The organism is Ancylobacter rudongensis, assembly GCF_900100155.1.
Taxonomy (GTDB): domain Bacteria; phylum Pseudomonadota; class Alphaproteobacteria; order Rhizobiales; family Xanthobacteraceae; genus Ancylobacter; species Ancylobacter rudongensis.
The window spans coordinates 1-24,036 of sequence record NZ_FMTP01000013.1; the positions used below are offsets into that span (position 1 = coordinate 1).

Annotated in this window: 24 protein-coding genes and 3 tRNA genes; 15 read left to right on the plus strand and 12 right to left on the minus strand. The window is 64.9% G+C overall.

All coding sequences use genetic code 11. The features are described from left to right. The 3 genes from tuf to BLO63_RS20340 form a co-directional block, all read right to left on the minus strand. Positions 1-1,191, minus strand: coding sequence for an elongation factor Tu (gene tuf / locus BLO63_RS20330; RefSeq protein WP_091444581.1), 1,191 nt, complete (start codon positions 1,189-1,191; stop codon positions 1-3). 189 nt (positions 1,192-1,380) lie between these two features. Next, positions 1,381-1,454: transfer RNA gene (locus tag BLO63_RS20335), tRNA-Gly, on the minus strand. A gap of 31 nt (positions 1,455-1,485) precedes the next feature. Then, positions 1,486-1,570 (minus strand) — tRNA-Tyr (locus BLO63_RS20340). A gap of 449 nt (positions 1,571-2,019) precedes the next feature. On the opposite strand from BLO63_RS20340, the gene rlmB reads away from it, so the two are divergent. Both rlmB and BLO63_RS20350 read left to right on the plus strand, forming a co-directional pair. Further along, the gene (gene rlmB / locus BLO63_RS20345; RefSeq protein ID WP_205409374.1) at positions 2,020-2,841 is read left to right on the plus strand and encodes a 23S rRNA (guanosine(2251)-2'-O)-methyltransferase RlmB; all 822 of its coding nucleotides are present in this window, start codon (positions 2,020-2,022) and stop codon (positions 2,839-2,841) included. 388 nt (positions 2,842-3,229) lie between these two features. Further along, entirely contained in the window at positions 3,230-4,861 is a 1,632-nt protein-coding gene (locus BLO63_RS20350; protein ID WP_091444587.1) for an MFS transporter, read from the plus strand. Positions 4,862-4,970: 109 nt separating this feature from the next. On the opposite strand, the gene BLO63_RS20355 is transcribed toward BLO63_RS20350, so the two are convergent. The 3 genes from BLO63_RS20355 to BLO63_RS20365 all read right to left on the minus strand — a co-directional run bounded on the left by BLO63_RS20355 (position 4,971) and on the right by BLO63_RS20365 (position 6,508). Continuing rightward, positions 4,971-5,312 carry a RidA family protein gene (locus BLO63_RS20355; protein ID WP_091444588.1) on the minus strand — a complete coding sequence of 114 codons (342 nt, stop codon included), beginning with the start codon at positions 5,310-5,312 and terminating at the stop codon, positions 4,971-4,973. Between the two features lie 108 nt (positions 5,313-5,420). Continuing rightward, complete coding sequence (locus tag BLO63_RS20360; protein ID WP_091444591.1) at positions 5,421-6,050, minus strand: OmpA family protein; 630 nt, start codon at positions 6,048-6,050, stop codon at positions 5,421-5,423. A gap of 35 nt (positions 6,051-6,085) precedes the next feature. Further along, a complete protein-coding gene (locus BLO63_RS20365; protein ID WP_091444594.1) occupies positions 6,086-6,508 on the minus strand; it encodes a hypothetical protein in 423 nt (140 codons plus the stop codon). A gap of 573 nt (positions 6,509-7,081) precedes the next feature. On the opposite strand from BLO63_RS20365, the gene BLO63_RS21390 reads away from it, so the two are divergent. Beyond that, positions 7,082-7,588, plus strand: a complete 507-nt coding sequence (locus BLO63_RS21390; protein ID WP_244518000.1) for a hypothetical protein — start codon at positions 7,082-7,084, stop codon at positions 7,586-7,588. Between the two features lie 151 nt (positions 7,589-7,739). Further along, a tRNA-Thr gene (locus BLO63_RS20375) sits at positions 7,740-7,814 on the plus strand. Between the two features lie 84 nt (positions 7,815-7,898). On the opposite strand, the gene BLO63_RS20380 is transcribed toward BLO63_RS20375, so the two are convergent. After that, positions 7,899-8,597 carry a sulfite oxidase-like oxidoreductase gene (locus tag BLO63_RS20380; protein ID WP_091444596.1) on the minus strand — a complete coding sequence of 233 codons (699 nt, stop codon included), beginning with the start codon at positions 8,595-8,597 and terminating at the stop codon, positions 7,899-7,901. An 88-nt stretch (positions 8,598-8,685) separates the two neighbouring features. Beyond that, positions 8,686-9,498, minus strand: a complete 813-nt coding sequence (locus tag BLO63_RS20385) for a TerC family protein (RefSeq protein ID WP_091444598.1) — start codon at positions 9,496-9,498, stop codon at positions 8,686-8,688. A 450-nt stretch (positions 9,499-9,948) separates the two neighbouring features. Between BLO63_RS20385 and BLO63_RS20390 the strand changes: the two genes are divergently transcribed. From BLO63_RS20390 to BLO63_RS20425, 8 genes are all read left to right on the plus strand, one after another. Beyond that, positions 9,949-11,076 carry an extracellular solute-binding protein gene (locus BLO63_RS20390; protein WP_244518002.1) on the plus strand — a complete coding sequence of 376 codons (1,128 nt, stop codon included), beginning with the start codon at positions 9,949-9,951 and terminating at the stop codon, positions 11,074-11,076. Positions 11,077-11,214: 138 nt separating this feature from the next. Further along, positions 11,215-12,291: an ABC transporter ATP-binding protein gene (locus tag BLO63_RS20395; protein ID WP_091444601.1), complete on the plus strand. Its 1,077-nt coding sequence runs from the start codon at positions 11,215-11,217 to the stop codon at positions 12,289-12,291. Beyond that, positions 12,284-13,321, plus strand: coding sequence for an ABC transporter permease (locus BLO63_RS20400; RefSeq protein ID WP_091444603.1), 1,038 nt, complete (start codon positions 12,284-12,286; stop codon positions 13,319-13,321). The genes BLO63_RS20395 and BLO63_RS20400 overlap by 8 nt, the downstream gene beginning before the upstream one ends. Beyond that, entirely contained in the window at positions 13,318-14,115 is a 798-nt protein-coding gene (locus BLO63_RS20405) for an ABC transporter permease (RefSeq protein WP_091444606.1), read from the plus strand. Before BLO63_RS20400 ends, BLO63_RS20405 begins: the two co-directional genes overlap by 4 nt. A gap of 203 nt (positions 14,116-14,318) precedes the next feature. Then, positions 14,319-14,819 carry a hypothetical protein gene (locus BLO63_RS20410; protein ID WP_244518003.1) on the plus strand — a complete coding sequence of 167 codons (501 nt, stop codon included), beginning with the start codon at positions 14,319-14,321 and terminating at the stop codon, positions 14,817-14,819. 110 nt (positions 14,820-14,929) lie between these two features. After that, positions 14,930-15,922 carry an MBL fold metallo-hydrolase gene (locus BLO63_RS20415; RefSeq protein WP_091444610.1) on the plus strand — a complete coding sequence of 331 codons (993 nt, stop codon included), beginning with the start codon at positions 14,930-14,932 and terminating at the stop codon, positions 15,920-15,922. A gap of 118 nt (positions 15,923-16,040) precedes the next feature. After that, a complete protein-coding gene (locus BLO63_RS20420; protein ID WP_091444611.1) occupies positions 16,041-16,286 on the plus strand; it encodes a DUF3297 family protein in 246 nt (81 codons plus the stop codon). Between the two features lie 53 nt (positions 16,287-16,339). Next, a complete protein-coding gene (locus BLO63_RS20425; RefSeq protein WP_091444614.1) occupies positions 16,340-17,158 on the plus strand; it encodes an NAD kinase in 819 nt (272 codons plus the stop codon). Positions 17,159-17,166: 8 nt separating this feature from the next. On the opposite strand, the gene BLO63_RS20430 is transcribed toward BLO63_RS20425, so the two are convergent. Both BLO63_RS20430 and BLO63_RS20435 read right to left on the minus strand, forming a co-directional pair. Beyond that, positions 17,167-18,297: a DUF2336 domain-containing protein gene (locus tag BLO63_RS20430; protein ID WP_091444619.1), complete on the minus strand. Its 1,131-nt coding sequence runs from the start codon at positions 18,295-18,297 to the stop codon at positions 17,167-17,169. Positions 18,298-18,390: 93 nt separating this feature from the next. Continuing rightward, positions 18,391-19,485, minus strand: a complete 1,095-nt coding sequence (locus BLO63_RS20435) for a hypothetical protein (RefSeq protein WP_244518004.1) — start codon at positions 19,483-19,485, stop codon at positions 18,391-18,393. A gap of 649 nt (positions 19,486-20,134) precedes the next feature. On the opposite strand from BLO63_RS20435, the gene BLO63_RS20440 reads away from it, so the two are divergent. Continuing rightward, positions 20,135-20,707, plus strand: coding sequence for a nitroreductase family protein (locus BLO63_RS20440; RefSeq protein ID WP_091444621.1), 573 nt, complete (start codon positions 20,135-20,137; stop codon positions 20,705-20,707). A gap of 3 nt (positions 20,708-20,710) precedes the next feature. Next, the gene (locus BLO63_RS20445; RefSeq protein WP_091444624.1) at positions 20,711-21,310 is read left to right on the plus strand and encodes a flavin reductase family protein; all 600 of its coding nucleotides are present in this window, start codon (positions 20,711-20,713) and stop codon (positions 21,308-21,310) included. Positions 21,311-21,371: 61 nt separating this feature from the next. Here the strand turns inward: BLO63_RS20445 and BLO63_RS20450 are convergent, their stop codons facing one another. Beyond that, positions 21,372-21,782, minus strand: coding sequence for a type II toxin-antitoxin system VapC family toxin (locus tag BLO63_RS20450; protein WP_244518005.1), 411 nt, complete (start codon positions 21,780-21,782; stop codon positions 21,372-21,374). Positions 21,783-21,789: 7 nt separating this feature from the next. Then, positions 21,790-22,323 (minus strand): DUF7662 domain-containing protein, encoded by a 534-nt coding sequence (locus tag BLO63_RS20455; RefSeq protein ID WP_425284349.1) that lies wholly within the window; start codon positions 22,321-22,323, stop codon positions 21,790-21,792. Between the two features lie 957 nt (positions 22,324-23,280). On the opposite strand from BLO63_RS20455, the gene BLO63_RS20460 reads away from it, so the two are divergent. Further along, positions 23,281-23,979 (plus strand): L,D-transpeptidase, encoded by a 699-nt coding sequence (locus tag BLO63_RS20460; RefSeq protein ID WP_091444633.1) that lies wholly within the window; start codon positions 23,281-23,283, stop codon positions 23,977-23,979. Positions 23,980-24,036 lie beyond the last annotated feature (57 nt).

Here is a 24,036-nt window from a genome sequence, read left to right on the forward strand (position 1 = left end):
TCACTCGATGATGGAGGCGACGACGCCGGCGCCGACGGTACGGCCGCCTTCGCGGATAGCGAAGCGCAGCTTTTCTTCCATCGCGATCGGCACGATCAGCGCCACGTCAACCGTGATGTTGTCGCCCGGCATCACCATTTCCGTGCCTTCCGGCAGGGTCACGATGCCAGTCACGTCCGTCGTCCGGAAGTAGAACTGCGGACGGTAATTGGTGAAGAACGGCGTGTGACGGCCACCCTCTTCCTTCGTCAGGATGTAGGCTTCCGCCTTGAACTTCGTGTGCGGCTTCACCGAACCCGGCTTGCACACGACCTGGCCGCGCTCCACGTCCTCGCGCTTCGTGCCGCGAACCAGAATGCCGACATTGTCACCGGCCTGGCCCTGGTCGAGCAGCTTGCGGAACATTTCAACGCCGGTCACCGTCGTCTTGATGGTCGGACGGATGCCGACGATCTCGACTTCCTCGCCCACCTTGATGATGCCGCGCTCGACGCGACCCGTCACCACCGTGCCGCGACCCGAGATCGAGAACACGTCCTCGATCGGCATCAGGAACGGCAGGTCAACCGGACGCTCCGGCTGCGGGATGTAGGCGTCGACCGCCTTCATCAGCTCCAGAACCGCGTCATGGCCCAGCTTGGGGTCGCCATTCTGCAGCGCCACCAGCGCCGAGCCGCGGATGATCGGGATGTCGTCGCCCGGGAAGTCGTACTTCGACAGAAGCTCGCGCACTTCCAGCTCGACGAGTTCGAGGAGTTCCTCGTCGTCAACCTGGTCGCACTTGTTCAGGAACACCACCAGCGCCGGCACGCCGACCTGACGGGCGAGCAGGATGTGCTCGCGGGTCTGCGGCATCGGGCCGTCGGCGGCCGAAACCACCAGGATCGCGCCGTCCATCTGCGCCGCGCCGGTGATCATGTTCTTCACATAATCCGCGTGGCCGGGGCAGTCGACATGCGCGTAGTGGCGGTTCGTCGTCTCGTACTCGACATGCGCCGTCGAGATCGTGATGCCGCGCGCCTTCTCTTCCGGCGCCTTGTCGATCTGGTCGTACGCCGTGAACGTCGCGCCGCCCGTCTCCGCAAGAACCTTCGTGATCGCAGCCGTCAGAGACGTCTTGCCATGGTCAACATGGCCAATCGTCCCGATGTTGCAGTGAGGCTTCGAACGGTTGAACTTCTCTTTGGCCATATCTCGTTTCCTTCAGCGACATGCGGGCCGCGAAAAATCGGGCCGTGGGATAGGCGGTTTCCAGAGTTTCCGCAAGTGCCGCGTTGCGCGACCTCTGCACGGACGGGGATAACGCTCAGCCCTCGGGGGGGGCCGGCCGTCCTGCGAAGGGACCGCGCCGACGTCCTATATGGGGGCTGCGCGGAAAAATGGAGCGGGTGAAGGGAATCGAACCCTCGTCATCAGCTTGGAAGGCTGTTGCTCTACCATTGAGCTACACCCGCGAGGGTTGGCGCATTCTAGCGGAAGGCGACGTGGTGGGGGAGGTAGGACTCGAACCTACGAAGGCATAGCCAGCGGATTTACAGTCCGCCCCCTTTGCCGCTCGGGACACTCCCCCTCGCACGTCGGCCGATCTGCGGTGCGTCGAAATGCACCGGCCTGTCGACCCGACGGAAAAACCAGCGCGATGCGAGGCTCCCGTGCGGCCGGCTTTATGGTGAGGTGCCCCTGCCCTGTCAACCCCGCCCCGGCGATCCTCGCCACGGGCTGTGGATCACGCAGCTTTTCGGGCTGGCCTTATTGAGCGCCGACGCAGGGGACGTGAGCACAGAATCGCTGTCCCCTCCCCCTCCCGGCCGGGCCCAGGTCGCGTGGCATAGCGGCGCCGGTGGAGGCCCACATCCGCCGGCTCGCTTCTGGAGCGGAAGGTTAGCTGTTGGATTCTCACCCACCACCGAGCCCGGTCGACGGGAGCCCGATCGTCCACCACGCCACCCTCTCCGTCCGGCGCAAGCTGAGCAAGCGGACGAAATTGCCAAGTCGCGCGGGCCATGACAGAACGCGCGGATGAACGATCGTCCCAGCCGCCCGCCCGGCCGTCCCAAGCCCTCCGCCGGACGCCCCCGCCAGTCCCGCCCTCGTCCCGCCGGGCGCCCCTTCGGCGCGTGGCCGGACGATGTGGCGATTCTGTATGGCTGGCACTCGGTGGTCGAGGCGCTGCGCAATCCGCGCCGCAAGCTGCGCCGGCTGATGCTGACGGAAAATGCCGCGCGCCGGCTGGAAGAGGAGGCGATTCCGCACCGAATCGACCCCGAAATCGTTCGACCAGGCGAGATCGACCGGCTGCTCGATCCCGATGCCGTGCACCAGGGGATGCTCGCCGAATGCGATCCGCTCCCCTCCCTCAGCCTCGCCAAGGTGGCGGAATGCGATCTTCTTCTCGTGCTCGACCAGATCACAGATCCGCATAATGTGGGCGCCATCGTGCGCTCGGCGGCGGCGATGAAGGTCGGCGCGATCGTCACCACCGCGCGCCATAGTCCGGCCGCTACCGGCGTGCTGGCCAAGAGCGCCAGCGGCGGGCTGGAACATGTTCCGTTCTGCTTCGTCGGCAACCTCGCCCGGGCGCTGGACGAACTGAAGCAGAACGGCGTGCTGGTCGTTGGGCTCGACAGCGAAGGCGGAGCCGATCTGGTCGACGCCCGCCTCACCGCACCGACCGCATTGGTTCTGGGCGCGGAAGGCAAGGGACTGCGCCACCTCACCCGCCAGACCTGCGACACGCTGGCGCGCATCGATCTTCCCGGCGCCATCGTCAGCCTCAACGTATCGAACGCCGCCGTGCTGGCGCTCTACATCGCCCGGCGGGCCATCGGCAGCCCGGCCTGATCCGCCGTTTTACTTCAGCGTGAAGGTTTTTTCTGCCGCAGCGCAGCATCTGCGGCAGTTTACGACCAATTGCCAATCGTCAAACCGTCCCAGTTTCGCCACTCTCCGCTAAGGCATGCGACGGAATCAGAGAATTCCGCGCGCCAAGACACCGGGGAAAGGCGCCGCAAAGATAGTGGCGGGCCGCCTCCGGGAGGAGACAGCCCGAGCGCAAGGCGTTCCCCGCAGGGACTCCCAAAACTCGGCCATCACAACGGGCGGCTCTCGCGAGCTGGTCTTTTTGCGCGTGCGATTGACGTCGCACGTCTCTGCATTGGCGCGACCTAACTTTGGGGAAGGGAAACACATGAGCGTAACAACTGCGGGACCGGCCGGAAAGACCGTTCCTATGACCCGCGAGGAAAAGAAGGTCATCTTCGCCTCTTCGCTGGGCACCGTCTTCGAGTGGTACGATTTCTATCTGTACGGCTCGCTCTCGGCGATCATCGCCGCCCAGTTCTTCTCGGGTGTGAACCCGACAGCGGCCTTCATCTTCGCCCTTATGGCCTTCGCCGCCGGCTTCGCGGTGCGTCCGTTCGGCGCCCTCGTCTTCGGTCGGCTGGGCGATCTCGTCGGCCGCAAATACACCTTCCTCATCACCATCCTGCTGATGGGCGCCTCGACCTTCGTGGTCGGCATCCTGCCGAACTATGCCAGCTGGGGCATTGCCGCGCCGGTCATCCTGATCATTCTGCGCCTGTTCCAGGGCCTCGCCCTGGGCGGTGAGTATGGCGGCGCCGCCACCTATGTCGCCGAGCACGCGCCCGCTGGCCGCCGCGGCTTCTACACCTCGTGGATCCAGACCACGGCGACGCTCGGCCTGTTCCTGTCGCTGCTCGTCATTCTCGGCACCCGCACCTATCTCGGTGAGGCGGCCTTCGCCGACTGGGGCTGGCGCATTCCGTTCCTGGTGTCGATCATCCTGCTGGCGGTGTCGGTGTGGATCCGTCTGACGCTGAACGAATCGCCTGTCTTCAAGAAGATGAAGGAAGAGGGCAAGACCTCGAAGGCGCCGCTCACCGAGGCCTTCGGCCGCTGGGAGAACGCCAAGGTCGGCCTGATCGCCCTGTTCGGCGGCACTGCCGGCCAGGCCGTGGTCTGGTACACGGGCCAGTTCTACGCCCTGTTCTTCCTCACCCAGACGCTGAAGGTCGACGGCTGGACGGCGAACGTTCTCATCGCCATCTCGCTGCTGATCGGCACGCCGTTCTTCATCGTGTTCGGCTGGCTGTCCGACAAGATCGGCCGCAAGCCGATCATTCTCGGCGGCTGCCTGATCGCGGCGCTGACCTATTTTCCGATCTTCGCCGCTATCACCCACTACGCCAACCCGGCGCTTGAGCGGGCCCAGGCCACGTCTCCGGTCACCGTCGTCGCCGATCCGTCCGAGTGCTCGTTCCAGTTCAACCCGGTAGGCACGGCCAAGTTCGTGAGCTCGTGCGATATCGCCAAGTCGTTCCTCGCGCGCAATTCGGTCAACTATTCCAACGAAGCCGCACCTGCCGGCACGGTGGCGAGCATCAAGGTCGGCGAGACTGTGATTCCCTCGTTCAGCGGCGTCGGCCTCGACGCGGCGGCCATGAAGGCGCAGACCGACGCATTCACCGCCAGCATGACGCAGGCCATCCGCACCGCCGGCTACCCGGCGAAGGCGGACCCGGCGGAGATCAACACGCCCATGGTGGTCGCGCTTCTCACCGTCCTGGTGCTGTTCGTGACGATGGTGTACGGGCCGATCGCCGCCTGGCTGGTCGAACTGTTCCCGACCCGCATCCGCTACACCGCTATGTCGCTGCCCTACCATATCGGCAATGGCTGGTTCGGCGGTTTCCTGCCCACCACGGCCTTCGCCATGGTAGCGGCCACCGGCGACATTTATTACGGCCTCTGGTACCCGATCATCGTGGCGCTGGCGACCTTCGTCATCGGCCTCGTGCTGGCGCCGGAGACCAACAAGCGCGACCTCGAAAACTGGCACTGATGCGTGCCGAGGCTCCGTCCTGCGGGACGGAGCCTCCCAAGAGCAAAGGCCCCGTCGCCAGACGGGGCCTTTTTTCGTTCGTGCCCTCGCGCCGCGTGAGCCGCGACGCTCAGATCGCCGCGACGACGACGATTTCCACCTTGTAGTCCGGCGTCGCCAGCGCCGCCTCGACGGTGGCACGGGCGGGCGTATTACCGGCCGACACCCAAGTGTCCCACACGGCGTTCATTTCGGCGAAGGTAGAGATATCGGCGAGATAGATGGTGGCGGTCAGCAGCTTGGTCTTGTCGGTGCCGGCCTGGGCGAGCAGGGCGTCGATCTGGCCGAGCACGGCCTGCGTCTGCGCCGTCACGCTGTCGCCCTTGGCAACCTGACCGGCCAGATACACGACCGACCCGTGGATCACAGCCTCGCTCATGCGCGGGCCGACTTCGATTCTCGTGATGCTCATCTGCTGAAACTCTGGATTTGACGGAAAACGGGATGGCCAAAAGCAAAAGCCGGCCGGTGCACGAGGCACCGGCCGGCTTCCTATCACAGGAAAAATCGAGCGTCCTGCTCAGGGGGCGCTGGTGGGCACCGGACTGCCCATCGGGCCGACGGTGCCGATGGTGAAGATCTGCACACGGCGATTGATCGGGTCCTGCGGCTTGGAGGGCACCTGCAGCGCCTCCTGGCCAAGGCCGACGGCCTCCAGGCGATCCGGCGAGACGCCGAACACCACGACCAGCGCCTGAACGATGGCGTTGGCGCGCTCCTGGCTGAGCTTGAGATTGAAGGCGCGAGTGCCGGTCGTGTCGGTGTTGCCGACCACGATGAACTTGTAGTTCGCCAGGATCGGGTGGTGCATCGCGTCGGCGATGGAGCCGAGCGTCCGGTACGACTCCGGACGGATGATGTCCGAGCCGAGCGCGAACTGGATCTGCACAGTGATCTGGGCGAGCTTGTCGAGCCGCTTGGCGATCTCGGACTTGTCGAGCGTCAGCGGCAGGTTCTGGGTGACGGCGTCTTGCGCCATCTGGCGCAGAACCTGGGCGGTGAGCGACGGATCGAACATGGTGGCCTGCGACAGGCCCTGCATGATCTGGGCGTCGCTATCGGGCGTCTGCGCGGTCGCGGTGCCGGCGAGCGGCGCGGCGAGCGCGGCGGCGAGGGCGAGCCCGCCGACGAAACGGGTGATACGGGTCATGATCTGTCTCTTTTCCCTAGCGTTTCGCCGTTGCGTCACTGCCACCAGCCGGCATCGACCAGAATGGACTTGCAGGCCGGCCGGATCACCTTGCTGGCGTCCTGCAGGCAGGTCAGGATATTGGCATCGCCCGGCTGCACGCCGGCGCACGCCTGGCGGATATTGGCGTTGCACACGTTCCAGGCGTCACCCTGCGCTGCGATGCGCTTGGCGATCGAGGCGCGCGCGGCGGCGTAATCGTCGAAGCACTGCTGCGGCACCTGGTCCTGATGCGCCATCAGGCAGTTGCGAACCGCGCCGGTGCCGAGATTATCCTTGGCGCAGAACTTCTCGATGGAAGGACCGCAGCTCTTGGCGATCAGCGCCCCGGCTTCGGCATAGCTCATCGTCTGGGCCGACGCGCTGCCGGCCATGCCGGCCAGCAGCAGCGCCGCCAGTCCGACCAAAAATCGCTTCATAGTCCAGCCTCCCAAATGGCGTGCCCGCGGTGATCCTCACCCCGGGGGATTCGGCACGCGCCGTTGCGAACGACATCCCAAGGATTCGTCTCGCAGAAGGCAGCGCTCGGCGCAATGGCGTATTTTGCTCGGTTTGCGCGGCAAGCCCCGGTATTGGGGGGCTGAAAGCCTACAACACTGGCATACCAACTGAGCCGAAGCTTGGCGCCGCTGCCGCTACGACAATGGAGTGACAGCGCCGGAGTTAGCTTAGCCCCCTCGGTGGACTTGCGAATTTGTCGTTGCGCAACCTATTGCCTTGCCCGGCCTTGTCGCCCCGGCGAGGACCACGGACCCGATCCGGCCGTGACGGCGTCGGTTAGCGGCACGATCACGCCCGCGTCGGCGATCGCCCCCGAGAACAGCGAAACTCAGCCATGCCGCCTTGCTTCGGGCTCGCCGAGACACACTTCAATCCTCGGCGTCCGACTCACGAGCCTGTGCGGTGGGGGGATACTTGACAGCACCGCCATCCCGACGCACCCCAATGCCATCTCATGGGGGCCGACGATCTTGCGACACCTGATTTGCGCCTTGGCTGCGGTACTGTTCACGACGGGAGCGGCATTCGCCCAGTACCCACCCGCAACCTATCCGCCGCAGTCTCCCCCCGCTTATCCCCAGCCATACCCGCCGCCCTATCCGAACCCGGACCAGGCGGATGATGCCAAATGCCGGTCCTGGGGCCTGGTGCCGGGCACGCGCGCCTATTCCGACTGCCGGATGACGCTGGACCAGAATCGCCCCGCTCCGCCGCCGCCTTACCCTTACCCTAACCCGCCGCCCCCCTGGCGGCCGGGCCCTCCTCCCATTCCCAACGAGATTTCGGACCGGGACGCGGCCAATTATTGCGAGAAAGCGGCACGTACGGCACCGGCCTACCCGATCGTGAAGCTTGCCGCCAAGATCGTGACGCCCGGCCGCGAGAAGGTGGTGAAGCTCTCTTTCAACGTCATCAAGCCCGGGGCAAAGCCCGGCTTCTGGAACGTCGAATGCCGCTTCCGCGGCGGCAAGATGACGAGTTTCAGCGGGCCGCGTTAAGCGGTCCAGCGACGCAGCGCCGCGCGCCCGTCTTGACCGGGCGGCGGCCATCGGCGAAGAGAACCGTGTCGCGAACGGCGCAGGTGCCGGAGCGGAAAAGGTCCACGCCGTCCCGGCCCCGCCAGTGGGGCGGATCGGCGAGGTTTGGCTGGCCGGCGTAGCACAGCGGTAGTGCAGCGGTTTTGTAAACCGAAGGTCGGGGGTTCGATCCCCTCCGCCGGCACCAGTCCTCTCCCCTTTGGTCGGGCAGAATGGCGGCACATGCCGAGGCGCCCTTGCCGCCAAACCTGCCGGCATATCCCTGCCGACCTCACTCCTCGTCGGAATAGCGCTCCTCCTTCCAGGGGTCGGCGTGGTTATGGTAGCCGTTCTCTTCCCAGAAGCCGCGCTTGTCTGTGGCGACAAACTCGATCTTCTTGAGCCATTTTGCGCTCTTCCAGAAATAGAGATGCGGCACCACGAGCCGCGCCGGACCGCCATGTTCGATGGTGAGCGGCTTGTCCTCCCAGCTGTGGACGATAAGCGCGTCCTCTGCGGCGAAGTCCTCCAAGGCAAGATTGGTGACGTAGCCGTCATAGGAGTGCAGGAGCACGAACCGCGCCGACTCCCGAGGCATCACCAGATCCAGCAGGTCGCGCGTGGCGAGACCTTCCCAGCGATTGTCATAGCGCGACCAAGTGGTGACGCAGTGGATGTCGGTGGTTTCCTGCGTCTGCTTTTGCGCACGGAACGTCGCCCAGTCCCAGGAGACGGGGTGGTCCACCTCGCCGGTGACGTCGAGCCGCCAATGATCGAGCGAAATGCGCGGCTGCATGCCGAGGTCGAGCACCGGCCAGTCCCGCACGAGATGCTGACCGGGGGGAAGCCGCTGTTCTTCCGGGCGGGTCAGCCGGCCGGTGAGAAACTTGCCCTGTCGCGCCCAGTCACGCTTTGTGCGGGTGAGCTTGCTGTCGGCAGGCGGCTCGGGCGCGTGGCCGACGGGGGCATGCGGGTCGCTTGTATCCGTCATGATCCGGGTCTCCTTCGCTGGAGGAAGCCCGGATCATAGCATTGTCACGCGGCGGAGCCTTTCACTTCGGCAGGCCGCCGTCAGAGCGCTATCGGGGGCTCAACTGCCCCTGATCGACAGGTGCCGCGTCGGGCGCCGGGTGGGGGGTGCCCGTCATCGCCTGGCCGACCGCCGTGGGCCGACGCTTGCGCTGGAGCATGTTCAGCCCCTCGACCAGCGCCGAGAACGCCATGGCCGCGTAGATATAGCCCTTCGAGACATGGGCGCCGAAGCCTTCCGCGATAAGCGTGGTGCCGATCAGCAGCAGGAAGCCGAGCGCCAGCATCACGATGGACGGGTTGCGGTTGATGAAGTTCGCCAGCGGACCGGCAGCGAACAGCATGGTCATGACCGCGAAGACGACGGCGATCACCATGATCGGGATGTGCTCGGTCATGCCGACGGCGGTGATGATGCTGTCGACCGAGAAGACGAGATCAAGGATCAGGATCTGCACGATGGCCGCGCTGAAGCTCACCTGCAGAGTGCCGCCAAGCGAGGCCTCCTGCTCGTCATGCGGCGCCATGCTGTGGTGGATTTCTTTGGTCGCCTTCCACACCAGGAAGAGACCGCCGGCGATCAGGATGATGTCGCGCCACGAGAAAGGATGGCCGAACACCGAAAAGACCGGCTCGACCAGCGTCACGATGATGGCGATGGTGCTGAGCAGGCCAAGGCGCATCACCAGCGCCAGCCCGATGCCTATGCGGCGGGCGCGTGGACGGATGTCCTCGGGAAGCTTGTTGGTCAGGATCGAGATGAACAGAAGGTTGTCGATGCCGAGCACGACCTCCATCGCGATCAGTGTGATCAGCGCCGCCCAGGCCGCCGGGCTGGCGGCAAGTTCCATCAAATAGTCCACCGGATCACTCCCCAGAAATCGCCAAGAGACGGGTCGGCGCAGAAACGCCCGCGCAGCGCGCTAACGCACGATGACGCAATTTGGATCGTCGTGAAGGGGGTATCGCATTCATCTGAGACACAGTCCTGCCGGCGCGACGTCGGGAAGCGATCCGACATCACGCGAACGCCGGCGGCTCGCGTCAGAGGGGCCCGGATCAACGGGTGCGAAGAAACTAAGGCAGGCGCGTCGCAAAGCCATCCTTGTCGCACATGACAGATTGTCGCACCCCTGGAGGCTGCCCGGCCGATCTTGACGGCGCCTCGGTCTCTCCGGGCTGAACAAATCCGACAACTGGCTGTCGCCGCGCGACAGTGGCTTTCTCGCGCGGTTTTGCCGTGTCATCGTCACTTCATCGCCCCGAACTAGAGCGGACGCTGTTTCGCCCTCCGGGGGCAATGGGAGGTACTGATGACCCGCTTTTCCCGTCGTGACCTGATGAAGGCTGGCGCCTTCGCGCTGGCCGCGCCTGCCGTGCTGCGCGCCCACGACGCGCTCGCCACCTCCGGCTCGCTCAACGTCTATGCCTGGGGCGACTATTTCGACAAGAACACGCTGCTCGCCGACTTCACCAACGCCACCGGCGTGAAGGTGAACCTGTCGACCTACGGGTCCAACGAAGAGTGCGAGAACAAGCTGCGCGCCGCCGGCGGCAAGGGCTTCGACATCATTTTCCCGTCCGTCGACACCGGCCCGAACTACTACAAGGACAATCTGCTCCAGCCGATCGATGAAGCGAAGTTCAAGAGCTCGCTGATCATTCCGTCGATCTACCGCAACTCGCTCAAGCTCGGCGCTGCCTATCGCGGCAAGCGCTACCTTGTGCCGTTCGACTGGGGCACCGAGGGAATCACTTGGGATTCGACCAAGTTCCCGGGCAAGAAGTCCGGCGAAATTTCCTACGGCGACATGTGGCTGGCCGACCATCCGAAGCAGACGGCGATCCGCCAGAAGTCTGTCTTCAACGGCGTGGCGCTCTATCTTGATGCCACCGGCGAACTGAAGTCGGATCGCGGCATGGACCTGTACAAGTCCGAGGCCGATTCGCGGCGCGTCTTCGAGGGCGTGCTGAAGTACATCCTCGCCCATAAGGGCAATATCGGCGCCTACTGGAACAACGCCACCGAGGCGACCGCCGCCTTCACCGACGCCGGCTGCACCATCGGCCAGACCTGGGACACCACTGGCATCCTGCTCCACCGCAACACCGACAAGAAGTGGAGCTACGGCATGCCTAAGGAAGGCGGCCTTGCCTGGACCGACACGCTCGGCATCCCTGCCGGCGCCGAGAATGTCGACCAGGCCTATGCCTTCGCCAACTTCATCTACCAGCCCGAAGTCGGCGCCCGCTTCGCCAACACCACCGGCTACAACAGCTGCGCCGCCGGCGCCCAGCAGTTCCTCTCCGAGGAGGCCCGGGCGGCCTTCGATGCGGCGTACCCGGCCGGCACGATCGACAACCTGTTCTGGTGGCCGATGCAGACCGATTTCTATGCCAAGCTGCGCGGCGAGTATGTCGAGAAGCTGACCAACAGCTGATACCGCCCGCCCATTGCGACGAAACACATCCCCGGGCCTGTCCCGGGGATGCTTGCTACTCTCGTTGATGCTCCCAAGCATGTGGACGGCCGGACAATTCCGGCAAGGATGGACCACCTCATGGCTGATGGAACTCCCATGCGCGGCAAGGACGTGCGGCTCGACCAGGTCTCGATCCGCTTCGGCGATTCCACCGCCGTGCAGCCGACCGACCTTTCCATCCAGGCCGGCGAGTTCTTCTCCATCCTTGGACCCTCCGGCTGCGGCAAGACCACGCTGCTGCGCACCATTTCCGGCTTCATCGAGCCGACGGCCGGCCGGGTGCTGATCGGCGGCGAGGACATGGCCGGCAAGGGCCCCAATGAGCGGCCCACCGCGCTGATCTTCCAGAATCTCGCGCTTTTCCCGCTGATGAGCGTGGCCGAGAACGTCGCCTTCGGCCTGGAGGCGCGCGGCATGCGCAAGGTGGAGCGGCTGAAGCGGGCGCAGGAGCTGCTCGAACTGGTCGCGCTCAGTGGCTATGGCGACAAGAAGCCGGCGGACCTCTCCGGTGGCCAGCGCCAGCGCGTCGCCATCGCCCGGGCACTCGCTGTCGAGCCTGCCGTGCTGCTGCTGGACGAGCCGCTCTCGGCGCTCGATCTCAAGCTGCGCCAGCATATGCGCTCAGAACTGCGCGCCATCCAGAAGCGCGTGGGAATCACCTTCATTTACATCACCCACGACCAGGGCGAGGCGCTTGCCATGTCCGACCGCGTGGCGGTGATGAGCCGGGGCAAGCTGGAGCAGGTGGCGGATGCCGATACGCTCTATGCCGAGCCGGCCACCCCCTTCGTCGCCACCTTCGTCGGCGAGCAGAACGTGCTGCGCGGCACCGTGTCGAGCCTCGCCGATACGGTCGCTACGGTCGACACGCCGATCGGTCGGATCGAGGGACGGGTGAAGGGCCCGATCCGGCTGGGCGAGGAGGCTCTGCTGATGGTTCGCCCCGAGCGCATCGTGCTCGGCCCCGGCGGCGCCAACACGGTCGCCGCCCGCCTCGCCGCGCGCAACCTCGAAGGTCCTTCCGTACATCTTCACTGCGCCGCAGCGGGGCAAACGCTCACCGTCACCGTGCCGAACGGCCCCTCGGTGCGCGAACTGCCGGAGGAACTGACCCTGTCCTTCGGCATTGACGACGCGCTGGTCTACCCCCTCGGAGCGCTAGCCCATGGGTAGCCTCGCCCGCGCCTATGGCCGCCCCCTCGCCTCGGTGATTGCCGGCATCGCGGTGGCGTGGGTCCTCGTACTGATCCTGGTGCCGCTCGGGGCGATGGTCGAGCAGTCGCTGTGGTGGCGTGACTCGAAGGGCGACGCCTCGCTGAGCATCGACCGGCTCTATAACGATATCTCGCTGATTGAGCTCGACCTCGAGACCGAAACCGATCCGGCCAAACAGGCCGCGTTCGACCAGAGCCTCGTGGAGAAGCGGGCGGAGATCGCCACGCTGGAGGCGCAGGAGACGAACCCGCCGAAGACCTACGGCCTGGCCAATTTCACCCGCATGAGCGGGCTGCACTTCTACATCTTCGTGCGCACGATTTTTTACGCCCTGCTGGTGACGGCGTTGGCGCTGGTCGTCTGCTATCCGGTCGCCTATGTGGTGGCGCTGGCGAGCGGGCCACGCAAGGCGATCATCCTGATGGTCGCCCTCATCGTCCCCTACGCGATCAACGAATTGCTGCGGGTCTATGCCTGGCTGATGATCCTCGACTATCGCGGCGTCATCAATGGCGTGCTGCAATGGATGGGTTTCATCGATCTCGACGCCCGCGAGTGGATCCCCTTCCTGGAGAACCCCTCCGCCGTCTTTCTGGCGATGATCTATACCTATGTGCTGTTCATGGTGTTCCCGATGGTGAACACGCTGGAGACGCTGGACCGCAACCAGATCGAGGCCGCCCGCGACCTCGGCGCTTCCACCTTCCGCATCCATCGCCGCGTCATCATCCCGCACGCCAAGCCGGGCATCGCGGTGGGCTGCATCATGACCTTCATGCTCTCCGCCGGCTCCTATTCGGTGCCGGCGATCATGACGCGCGGCCAGGGCGGCGACTGGTTCAGCCAGCTCGTCTACCGGCAGTTCTATGAGAGCAACAACTGGAACATGGGCTCGGCCTACGCGGTCTCGCTCCTCGTGGTCTGCACCGCCTTCATCCTGCTGATGATGCGCCTGTTCGGCGTCGGGCTGAGGGACATCGCCAAATGAGCACCGCCACCGAGAGCGCCGGCGCGCGGCTGGTGCTCAACATCTACATCGGCCTGTTCGTTCTCTACCTCTTCCTGCCCCTGGCGGTGATGTCGGCGGCGGCATTCAATGCGTTCGACTACCCCTCGGTCACGCAATGGCAGGGTTTTACCCTTAAGTGGTTCGTTGCCCTGGCCCATGACCAGCGGCTGCTTCAGGGGCTGGTGAACTCGGTCCTGGTGGCGCTTGGTGTGATCGCCGTCTCAATCCCCGCCGGCCTGTCGGGCGCGCTGATCCTCACGCGCCTGGGCCAGCGCTCCGGCACAATGCTCTATTCCGTGCTGGTCTCGCCGGTGCTGACACCGGGGATCATCCTCGGCATTTCAAGCTTGATCTTCTGGCGGGAATTCGGCGTGCCGGGCGGGCTGTTCGTCGCCGTCATGGCGCAGTCGAGCTTCATCGCCTCCTACGCCATGCTGCTCTTCCTCGCCCGGCTGCAGCGCCAGGACCGCACGCTGGAAGAGGCTGCGCTCGACCTCGGCGCCAGCCATCTGCTGGTGTTCCGCCGCATCACCCTGCCCTTTCTGGCGCCGACCTGCTTTACCGCCGCCGTCGTCGCATTCCTGCAATCGTTCGAGAACTACAACACCACGGTGTTCGCCATCGGAGGCGAGTGGACTCTTGTCACCGAGATCGCCTCGCGGCTGCGCTTCGGGCTCTCGCCGGTGATCAACGTCGTGGGAGTGATCTTCGTGGCGCTGACCCTTGTCGCCGCCATCACCTATGTCGTGCTGAAGAAAAAGCTGAAGGCATAAGGCTTCAAGAGCTTCGACATACCTATGAACTGTTGGCCAGAACCAGGACCCGTTCGCGCGGGACCTCCGATGTCGCGCACGCTGCGAACAACAACCTTTGGGGTTAGTTCATGCGCGCCGGCACCCTTGCTGCCTTTTGCCTTCTTCTATGCATGTCGACGCTCACGCCGGCTCTTGCGGGCAGTACCACCCTTTCCGGCAACGTGACGACCGAGCGCGTTCCGGATGATTTCAGCGACACCAAAGGCACCGACTGGGGCCTCGGCATCGCCCACACCTTCGACAACCACTTCATCCTTGCCGCTAATGGCAAGTATTACGACACGGCGCGAACCACCGACTACAAGGTCAATGTCGACGCGTCGGTCGGCTACACGCACAATTTCGGCGCCTTCGCCCTGACAGGAATGGCCGGCATCGGCCAGCACTTCATCGAGTCGGACAATCTAAGCAACTTCCCCTACTACTTCTTCTCCGTGGCGGCCGACATTCCGATCACCAAGCAGTTTACCTGGACTGCGTTCAAGGTGCGCTATCGTAACGCCTTTGACACTGCCAACGACTACAACACGCCTGAAGTCGCCACCGGCATCAGCTATTGGGCGACCGACCATACCGCCATCACGCTCTTCATCGAACGCGACTGGACCGATGGCGAGCCGGCCTATAACGGCATCGAGCTCGGCTTCAAGCACAAGTTCTGAGCCGGCTAGCCTCACCCGAACGTGATGCACGCGGTCGTGACCGCGGCACCTGGCATCACTAGCGTGCGGCGACGAACCCGATGGGTCGCCCACTCACGACGGAGCCTGCGATGACGATCATGTCCCGCCGCCATGCGCTTGCCGGTGCCGCCAGCCTGGCCGCGCTTCCCGCTGCATTGCCGCTGTTGGCGACCGGCACGTCGCCGGCCGTCGCCCAGGCGGGTGCGGGGCAGCAAGTACCCGGCCTCTACCGCTATCTGGTCGGCAGCGCCGAATTGACGGCCGTCAATGACGGCATGCGCACCTTCCCGTTGCCCGACGGCTTCGTGCGCAACGCCTCGCGCGACGAAATCAATGCGGCGCTCGACCTCGCCTTCCTGCCCAAGGACACGTTGTCGATCCCGTTCAACCCGCTGCTGATCAATAATGGCGGCAAGCTGACACTGATCGATACCGGCAACGGGCCGCAATCGGGCAATGCGCCGGTTGGGCGGCTCCAGGCCAATCTTGCCTGGGCGGGGGTCAAGCCGGCGGACATCGAGACGGTGGTCATCTCGCATTTCCATGGCGACCACATTAACGGCCTGCGCGCGGCCGATGGCGGGCTCGCCTTCCCCAATGCCGAGATTCTCGTCCCCGAGGCCGAATGGGCGTTCTGGATGGATGAAGGGGAGATGAGCCGAGCGCCGGAAGGCCAGAAGGCCGCTTTCCAGAATGTGCGGCGGGTGTTCAAGGATATCGACAGCAAGGTGAACCGCTATGGCTGGGACAAGGAGATCGCTCCCGGCCTGACCACCGTCGACGCTTCCGGCCATACGCCCGGCCACACGGCGTTCATCTTTGCCTCCGGCAATGACCGGCTTTTCATCCAGTCTGACACCACCAACACGCCGATCCTGTTTGCGCCGAACCCGGATTGGCAGGTGCAGTACGACATGGACGGCGCGAAGGCGGCGCAGACGCGGCGACGCATCTACGACATGGTGGCGGCGGAGCGTCTCCAATTGACGGGCTACCACTACCCGTTCCCGGCGACCGGCTTCATCCGCAAGGAAGGCGACGGCTACGCCGTGGTGCCGGCCCTCTGGCGCCCTGTTCTCTGACCGGCCAGCGCCGCGCCCCATCGGCGGCGCGGCGTCCGGCTTGGGCATATGGGTTGGCAAAACCGGCAGCGCGGGGCTATGTCTCGCGCAATCGTTTCCGTGAGCCGAGGCCCCGCCCATGTCCGAACCTCTTCCCGACCGCCTGTCGAGCGATCCGAGCAGCCCGTTTCACAATGCGGAGCTGCTGGAGCGTGGCGTCGGCATCCGCTTCAAGGGCGCGGAGAAAACCAATGTCGAGGAGTACTGCGTCAGCGAGGGCTGGATCCGCGTCTCGGTCGGCAAGGCGAAAGACCGCGCCGGCAACCCGATGACGGTTAAGCTGGTCGGGCCGGTCGAGCCCTATCTGCGCGACCCCGCAGACTGAGCGGCACGCTCGCGCCAGCTCTGCGCCTTTTCACCCCGAACCGGGCTGTCCGCATGAACGAAGTCGCCCGCCCCGCCGGTTCGAGCAGCAACGAGGTCGACGCGGCACCAGCCTTTGGCCGCATCGCCTTCGTCGCCAGCGAAGCGCCGGACGCCCTCCAGGCCCAGGCGCGACTAGTCGCGCGCTACGGCACGGTGGCTCCGGAAGACGCCGACGTCATCATCGCCCTCGGCGGTGACGGCTTCATGCTGCAGACCCTGCACCGCTTCCGCGACAGCGGGACGCCGATCTACGGCATGAATCGCGGGTCGGTCGGCTTTCTCATGAACAGCTTTCGCGAGGAGGACCTGCCGGCGCGCATCGCCGCCTCGCAGCGCGTGGTCATTCACCCACTGATGATGGAAGCAACCGACATCAAGGGACGCCAGCACCGCGCCTGGGCCATCAACGAGGTTTCCCTCATCCGCCAGTCCTACCAGGCGGCGAAGCTGCGCATCGCCATCGATGGCAAGGTGCGGATGGAGGAACTGATCTGCGACGGCGTGCTGGTGGCGACCCCGGCCGGTTCGACGGCCTACAACCTGTCCGCCCAGGGTCCGATCCTGCCGATCGGCACGCCGCTCCTCGCCGTCACGCCGATCTCCGCCTTCCGGCCGCGCCGTTGGCGTGGTGCGCTGGTGCCTGACAGGGCCCGCGTCGACATTGCCGTGATGGAGTTCGAAAAGCGGCCGGTGAATGCCACGGCCGATCATTTCGAGGTGCGCGACGTGGTGGCCGTGCGGGCCCGGCTCGATCCGAACTCGTCAATGACCATGCTGGTCGACCGCGACCATTCGATCGAGGAGCGCATTCTGGCCGAGCAGTTCGGCTAAAGAGGCGTTCACGCCGCGAGCGTCTGCCTGTCGGATCGCTCGCGCGCCTCGCCCTGCCAGCGGTGCAGCATACCGACGATGCGGTTGCCCTGCGCGCTCTCGCCCGCCGCCTCATAGGCCGCGAGCACCTCATCGAGAATGCGCAGGCGAAGCCCTGGCTCGCCGTCCAGATCATCCAGATAAGATTCCGACTGGACGACACCCAAGGCAGTGCGAAAGGCGATGAAGGCCCCAGCCGGCAATCCAAGCCGCTCATAGAGAACGCGGAACGCCTCGCCGGAGCGGTCGGCGGCCAGGGCCGCGACATGGTCAACGGGGATCCCGGAGAGCACCGACACCGCTTCAAGGAAAAGCCGCATCTGACCCGACAGCAGCGAGCGCAGCACCAGCGCCGAGGTCAGTTCGCCCCGCGCTTGCAAGCCCTGAACCAGGGCGCGGGTCTGGGTGAATTGGGGGGGCGAAGCCAGCGTCACCGTGGCCTGGTCGCTGGCTTCGCGCGCCAGACGCGCCGCCTCGGCCGGCGAGAGCCATTGGCGTTCCTCGACATAGGCCGAGAGCGCGCCGGCCACGACGCGGATCAGCGCCTGATGCGCCGCGGCCGGAAGATCGGGACGGCTCAGCACCGCCTCGCGCAGTTCCGGCACGCCGCCGAAGCGCGACACGATCTGGCCGAGCGCGAAGCCGGGCACGTCCGCCGTGCGATTTCTCACCAGTTCCAGCAAGACTCCGACATCCGCCACCTCTGCCAGCAGCGCCGTCACGGGCGCCGGAAGTCCGTCCCGCCGGGCGATGGCCGCCTGCCTGCCAGTATCGCCGCCGGTACACAGGGCGATGAGTTCGCGCACATTCAGCACCGCCGAATGTTCGAGCACCAACGCACCAGCCGCACCCGGAAGCCGCGCCAACTGAAGAACGACATCGACGGGCACCAGCGGGTGGCGACAGAGGGCGGAAGCCAGCTGCAACTGCACGAGGGGCGAAGGGTCGGCCACCAGCCCCGGCAGAGCCTCGTCAATTTCCGCGCGCTCGGCCGCCCCCAGTTCGGGCCGCACATAGGCGCGGGCGAGAGCGGCGACCGCCTTGGCCCGCGCATCCTCTGGAGCGGTCCGCGCCCAATCCAGAAACTGCCGCACGATCATTGCGCACTCCCGGCCCGGTTCAACACGAGGACGATGATGCCCGCCGGCCGCTTAAGAAACCGTTGACCATATGAGGCACGCAGAAAGTTGCGGTCAGTCGCCGCTGCCGTCCTGCGTATCGAGCGCGTCCGGCGTCACCTGCTCGCCGACGCGCACCTCGACCGAGCCATTCTCGCCAGACTCGACATTGAAGACCTTGGAATAGGTCTTGCCCTCGAAGCGCGCGACCGCCGTGTATTCGCCTTCCGCCAGCACGAAAGTGGGCTCGGCATTGATCGATTCCTTCACGCTGTCGCCGCCGGGTGTACCGATCGACCACTGCGTCTCCAGGAGCGGCTCGCCGCCCGCCATCTTCACCAGCCGCAACGTGACCTCGCCGGCACGATGGTGCAGCGTCGCGTCCGTCACTTTTCCCGGCGCTACGGCAAGGTCGGCCTGGATCACCGCATTGCCGTCGCCATAGGTGGAAACGACGTAATAATCGCCGGCCGGCAGGATGATGAGATCACCCGGAGTCGCACCACGATAATAAGGACGGCTCGACGCCCTGCCCTGCAGGAAGCTTCCCTCGAAGAGATCATACGTGACCTTCTCGGCCGGCAGCGGCTTGTCGGCGACATCGCTGTGCAGCGTTACGGCGCCAGCGGGAACGACAAGTTGCTCGCGCCGCGATTCCTCCCCAACCACGATCCGCCGCGCCACGCTGGCGAGGCCATAGGCCACATGCACCACATAGCCGCCGGGCGAGAGGAAGAACACCGGCGCCGGATCGGCCGCTTCCGCCACCAGCGGATAGGCGCCGGAGGCTTCCGGCCGGTCGGCGAAGACGCGCCAGATCAGGCCGCGCGGGATCAGCCCCTCCTTCTCGCCGAAACGGGCGCTCATCCCGATCGCCACTTTTCCCGCCGGTGGCTGCGGCAGGATGGTGTGCGGATCGTCGCCCTCGGCCCGCCCGGTCGCGGGAATGCGGGCGGCCGGCCCGGCGCTGCCGGAAGGCGGGGCATCCAGCGGCGCGCCGACAAAAGGCAGCGCGCGCGAAGGCTGGATCTGCGACGGATTGAACGGCGAGGGCGCAAGCGTCGGGGCCGGCGAGTGGAAGGGAGAGAGTTGCGCCACGCGCGCCGGCGGCGCGAAACCCGCCTCCTCCGCCATGGCACCTGCCGGAAGGGCCAGCGTCAGCAAAGCCACGATCGCCGCGCAGCGGCGGGCGCTCTTGGTTTCGGCGCCGCCGCGTGCGAGGGCCTGCCGAACGCTGAGCCCGAACCGGCGAAGAGAAGGGTGAGAAAGCTGAAACATCACTGCCGTTGGTGCCTTCAAACAGAGGCAAATTCAAGTCACCTCCGGGCACAGCACTGACCTTCACGCGGCGGCTTGCGGGAGGATAGCGGCGGTGCTTGCTCGCCTGGGCAACTCTCGGGAGGCGCTTCGAGGTCGCGGCATCCCGGCCGCGAGCTAAACGAGCCACCCTTCGCGATGAACACTTCATCTCCACGTGCGCGCGCGACCCGACGACCACGGCCCGCCGGGCACAGACAACGCTGGAGCGGTTTGATCTCCGCATGCGCGCGCCTCGGGGGCATGGCGAATCCGCGGCAAAGCCGAGAGTCTCATCAAGGCCGCCTTGTGCGATTGCGTCGGTGCTGCGCCCTAGGCTTCTTCCCGCCCGAGCAACGACGCATAAAGATGGATTGAGGGCGGACACGTCCCCGCCCCGAAGCCGCCGATAACGGCCCCAATCGACGGTAGGGTTGAACAACCGTCTCGGGCTCGTCATCCATAGGCATCCTACAGGCGGGCCGCCCTCCTGCCGCCCCATCCTTACCAGTGGAACCAACCGATGACCCTTGCCGGATCTGCCCTCGATCTCCTGCGGACACGCAAGAGCCCGAAGCTATTCGACCTCACCTCTCCCGGGCCGACGGATGCCGAGCTTGATTCGATGCTGGCCATCGCCTCGCGGGTTCCCGATCACGGCAAACTCGCTCCCTGGCGCTTCATCCTCTTCCAGGGCGACGCCCGCGACCGGGCGGGCGATGCCATCGCCGCTGTTTTTCTCACCGACAATCCCGAAGCCGAACCCGAGCGCGTCGCGATTGAACGTGGCCGCCTCACCCGCGCTCCGCTGGTGATCGCGGTCGTCTCCAAGACCGCCCCCCATGCCAAGATTCCGGAGTGGGAGCAGACGCTTTCCGGTGCCGCAGCCTGCACCCTGCTGCTACTCGCGGCCCACGCACAGGGCTATGCGGCAACCTGGCTCACCGAATGGTACGCCTATGATGGCCGGGCTCGCGCGGCGCTGGGCCTCTCGGAGAGCGAGCGCATCATCGGCTTCGTGCATATCGGCACCCTGGCCCGCCCGCAGGACGACCGCCCCCGGCCGGCGCTCGCCGACCTCATCACCCGGTACTGATCCATGTTCTATGAAACCGCCCGCAAGAATCACGGCCTGCCGCACAATCCACTCAAGGCGATCATCGCGCCGCGCCCCATCGGATGGATTTCCACTTTGTCGGCGGAGGGGGTCGCCAACCTCGCCCCCTACTCCTTCTTCAACATGGTGAGCGAAAGCCCCGACATCGTCATGTTCTCCAGCGCCGGCTTGAAGGATACCGTCCGCAACGTGATGGCGACGGGCGAGTTCGTCTGCAACCTGGCGACACGCGAGCTCATGGAGGCGGTCAATCTCACCTCCAAGGCCATTCCCCCGGGCGAGAGCGAGTTCGACCTCGCCGAACTAGAGCGGGCGCCGTCCCGATTGGTGAAGCCCCCCCGCGTCGCGGCCTCCCCCTGCGCACTCGAGTGTGTCTGGATAGACACAATCGACGTCGCCGACCGCCATGGCAAAACGACCGGCCGTCATGTCACTTTCGGGGAAATCGTTGGCGTCCACATCGACGAACGCTTCATCGAGGACGGACTTGTGCGCACGGACAGGTTGCACACCCTCGCCCGCGATGGCTATTTCGATTATTCATGGGTGGATGCGGTTAGCGCGCTCCCACGCCCGCGCTGACCTTCATCTCACCGTGCCGGCCACTCCGCGCCGGCACGCGACGGCGGGACGATGGCGCGCGTTAGCAGGCCACGGCTTGCAGATAGCCGGTCTCGGCGTAGTCGAGCATGATCCGGTCACGCGTCATCAACCTGTAGCCCTGGTCCCGCGCCGTCGCGATCAACACCCGGTCGACCGGATCAAGCGGCGGCACGCCCGGCAGGAATGACGAGGCAATCAAGGTCTCCGGAGTCATCGCCGCCACGCTCATGCCTGGCAGGCCCACCAGCGCCGAGAACCATTTGCCCGGCTCCATGGCGAGGCGCACCCGCCCCTGCTCGACCAGCCTGCCGATTTCCCAGGCCGACATGGGTGAGATGGAAATCGGCGCCCCGCGCAGGCGCGCCTCGATCAGCGTACCCCGGGCCTCATCGGAGATCGGCGCGCCCTGCGCCACCCATAGCGCCGCGCAGGTATCAAGGAGAAGTGGCATGCCCATGTCAGTTCTCCTCCGGCCATCCACTGCCCAGCTGTGGATTAAATTCCTCAGCCGACACGGGCTGAGCATCGCTGTGGCGTGAAGGCCACACATCCTGCGACGGCACCGCCGCGCCGCGCGACGTCTCGAGCTCACCCCCGTCATAGAGGTAGATAGGGGCAGTGCTGGGCAAAGTGAGATCAGTCCCGGGCTCGATATGCACCGTGCCCTTCAAGCCGCCGAACAAACCGGCGAGGGGCGATCCTGTCGAGGCCGGCGCCACCCTAGTCGCTCCGCCTGGCAACACCTTCGGCTGATGCCGACTGAACACCAGCTTGCGTCCAACCATGTCGACTTCCTCGGAACGGAAGCCGGCCGCGAGCCATGCCTTGGTCATGACACTGTTGGTTGGATTGTTGCTCCACCAGGCGCGGTGATTGAATGCCGATTGTGGAAGCTGCGCTCCAACAATCCTCTCTATGTCCTCAAACGACATAGAAATTCTCGGTTGCGTCCGGCTGGAAAGAAACGTTGTCAAGGCGCTGTATTTCGACATAGGAAGCCCTCGAACTCATTGGCAGGGCATAGGATACATATGTCAGTGTAAATTTTCAGTGCCCAAAAGGTGGCCGCAAACGCCAGGCGGCGGATCCGAACGACCCTGACACCGCACCCGGCACGAAGCTGCTCGCGCTGCGCGATCCGACTCGGAGCGCGTCTCGGCCTAGGTACTTCTCATAACCACAGATAGGTTGACTTAATTACACGCCGTCCAGACAGCCGCCTACCAACCTCACTCTTTGCGTCAGCTATCTGGCATAACCTGTTTTTAAGTCTAAGCATCCTCGGCGCATTGATCGCTGACGGCTAGCGCGGCAATCAACTCATCTCAGACACCTACTGACATTTAGTACCTTGTACTGCATCGTCTCTGCAACTGAATGCATCCCGGTGCCTTTTTCGACCGAAAAGGCACTGCTCCCGGGACCCCGCTATCCGAGCGCAAGAGCCACTCCATGTGGGCACCTCAGCTGTGGAAGCGCAGAAACTAACTCTACGGCTAACGGCTCGCCCGGATTCTGGCACCCGATCAGGCGATCACTTGGCAGTTCAGCCGGCCGCTCAATGCCCTCTCGGACATACACAAACACTGACTGTTGAATTGTTGAGTGTCGATAACATATTTGGATAAATTGATATCTTCGGTCTTTGATTTAACCTATTGATCTTACGTTATATTTTGAATCGCATTGACTTCAATTCGCCTGTCAATTTAAAGACCGAACGGCGCAATCTGGGTGGCCCCTACATTCGATACCTAAGCCAGTGCAAAGTACATAGCCCGGCGGATTCGCGGACAAAAGGAAGTGACATTCACAACAGATGCCTCGTGCGCCCCGAATCGCAGCACCCCGATCCAAGCCCGTCATGGTGTATCCGCTAGGATCGTGGCAAGGACTTGTTTACCAAGATTGCATTAAGATTCTGCGAACGAGTCACAAGGGGTTGCACCATGTTCGAACTTCGTCGTCGCGCCCTTCTTGGGCTCTGTGTGGCCAGCGCGGCGGCCGCCCTGGGGGGATGCAAGCGCACCACCTCCGCCAGCACGCCGCCCCTCGGAACCAGCAGCGTCTCCGCCTATGCCGCCACCGGCCGGTACGGCCCGGTGGCAGATAAGTTTCCTATCGCGGCTGTCGACGTCTCACAGATCGACCCGATCTATCTCCGCCGCGAGGTGGCCTATGCGTCGAGCTATCCGCCCGGCACCATCGTCATCGATCCGGGGGCGCACTTCCTTTATCTCGTCCAGCCAGGCGGGACGGCGATCCGCTATGGCGTCGGTGTCGGTAAGGAAGGCTTTGGCTGGTCGGGCGCCGCCACGATCAATTCGAAGCAGGAGTGGCCGGACTGGTACCCGCCGAAGGAGATGATCCAGCGCCGCCCCGACATTCAGGCCCAGCTCACGCGCCTGCAGAGCGGCGAGGGCGTTGCGGGCGGGTTGTCCAACCCCCTGGGGGCCCGGGCGCTGTACCTCTGGCAGAACGGCCGCGACACGCTTTACCGCATTCACGGCACGCTGGAGCCCGACACGATCGGGACGAACGTGTCCTCAGGGTGCATTCGAATGATCAATCAGGACGCCATTGACCTCTATGGCCGGGTCGGGGTCGGCACCAAAGTCGTCGTTCTCGGCTCCAGTGCAGGGGCGTGACCTTCGGCGACTGCCGCCAGCACAACCCTTACGGGCATCTACACGAGGCCAGGCATC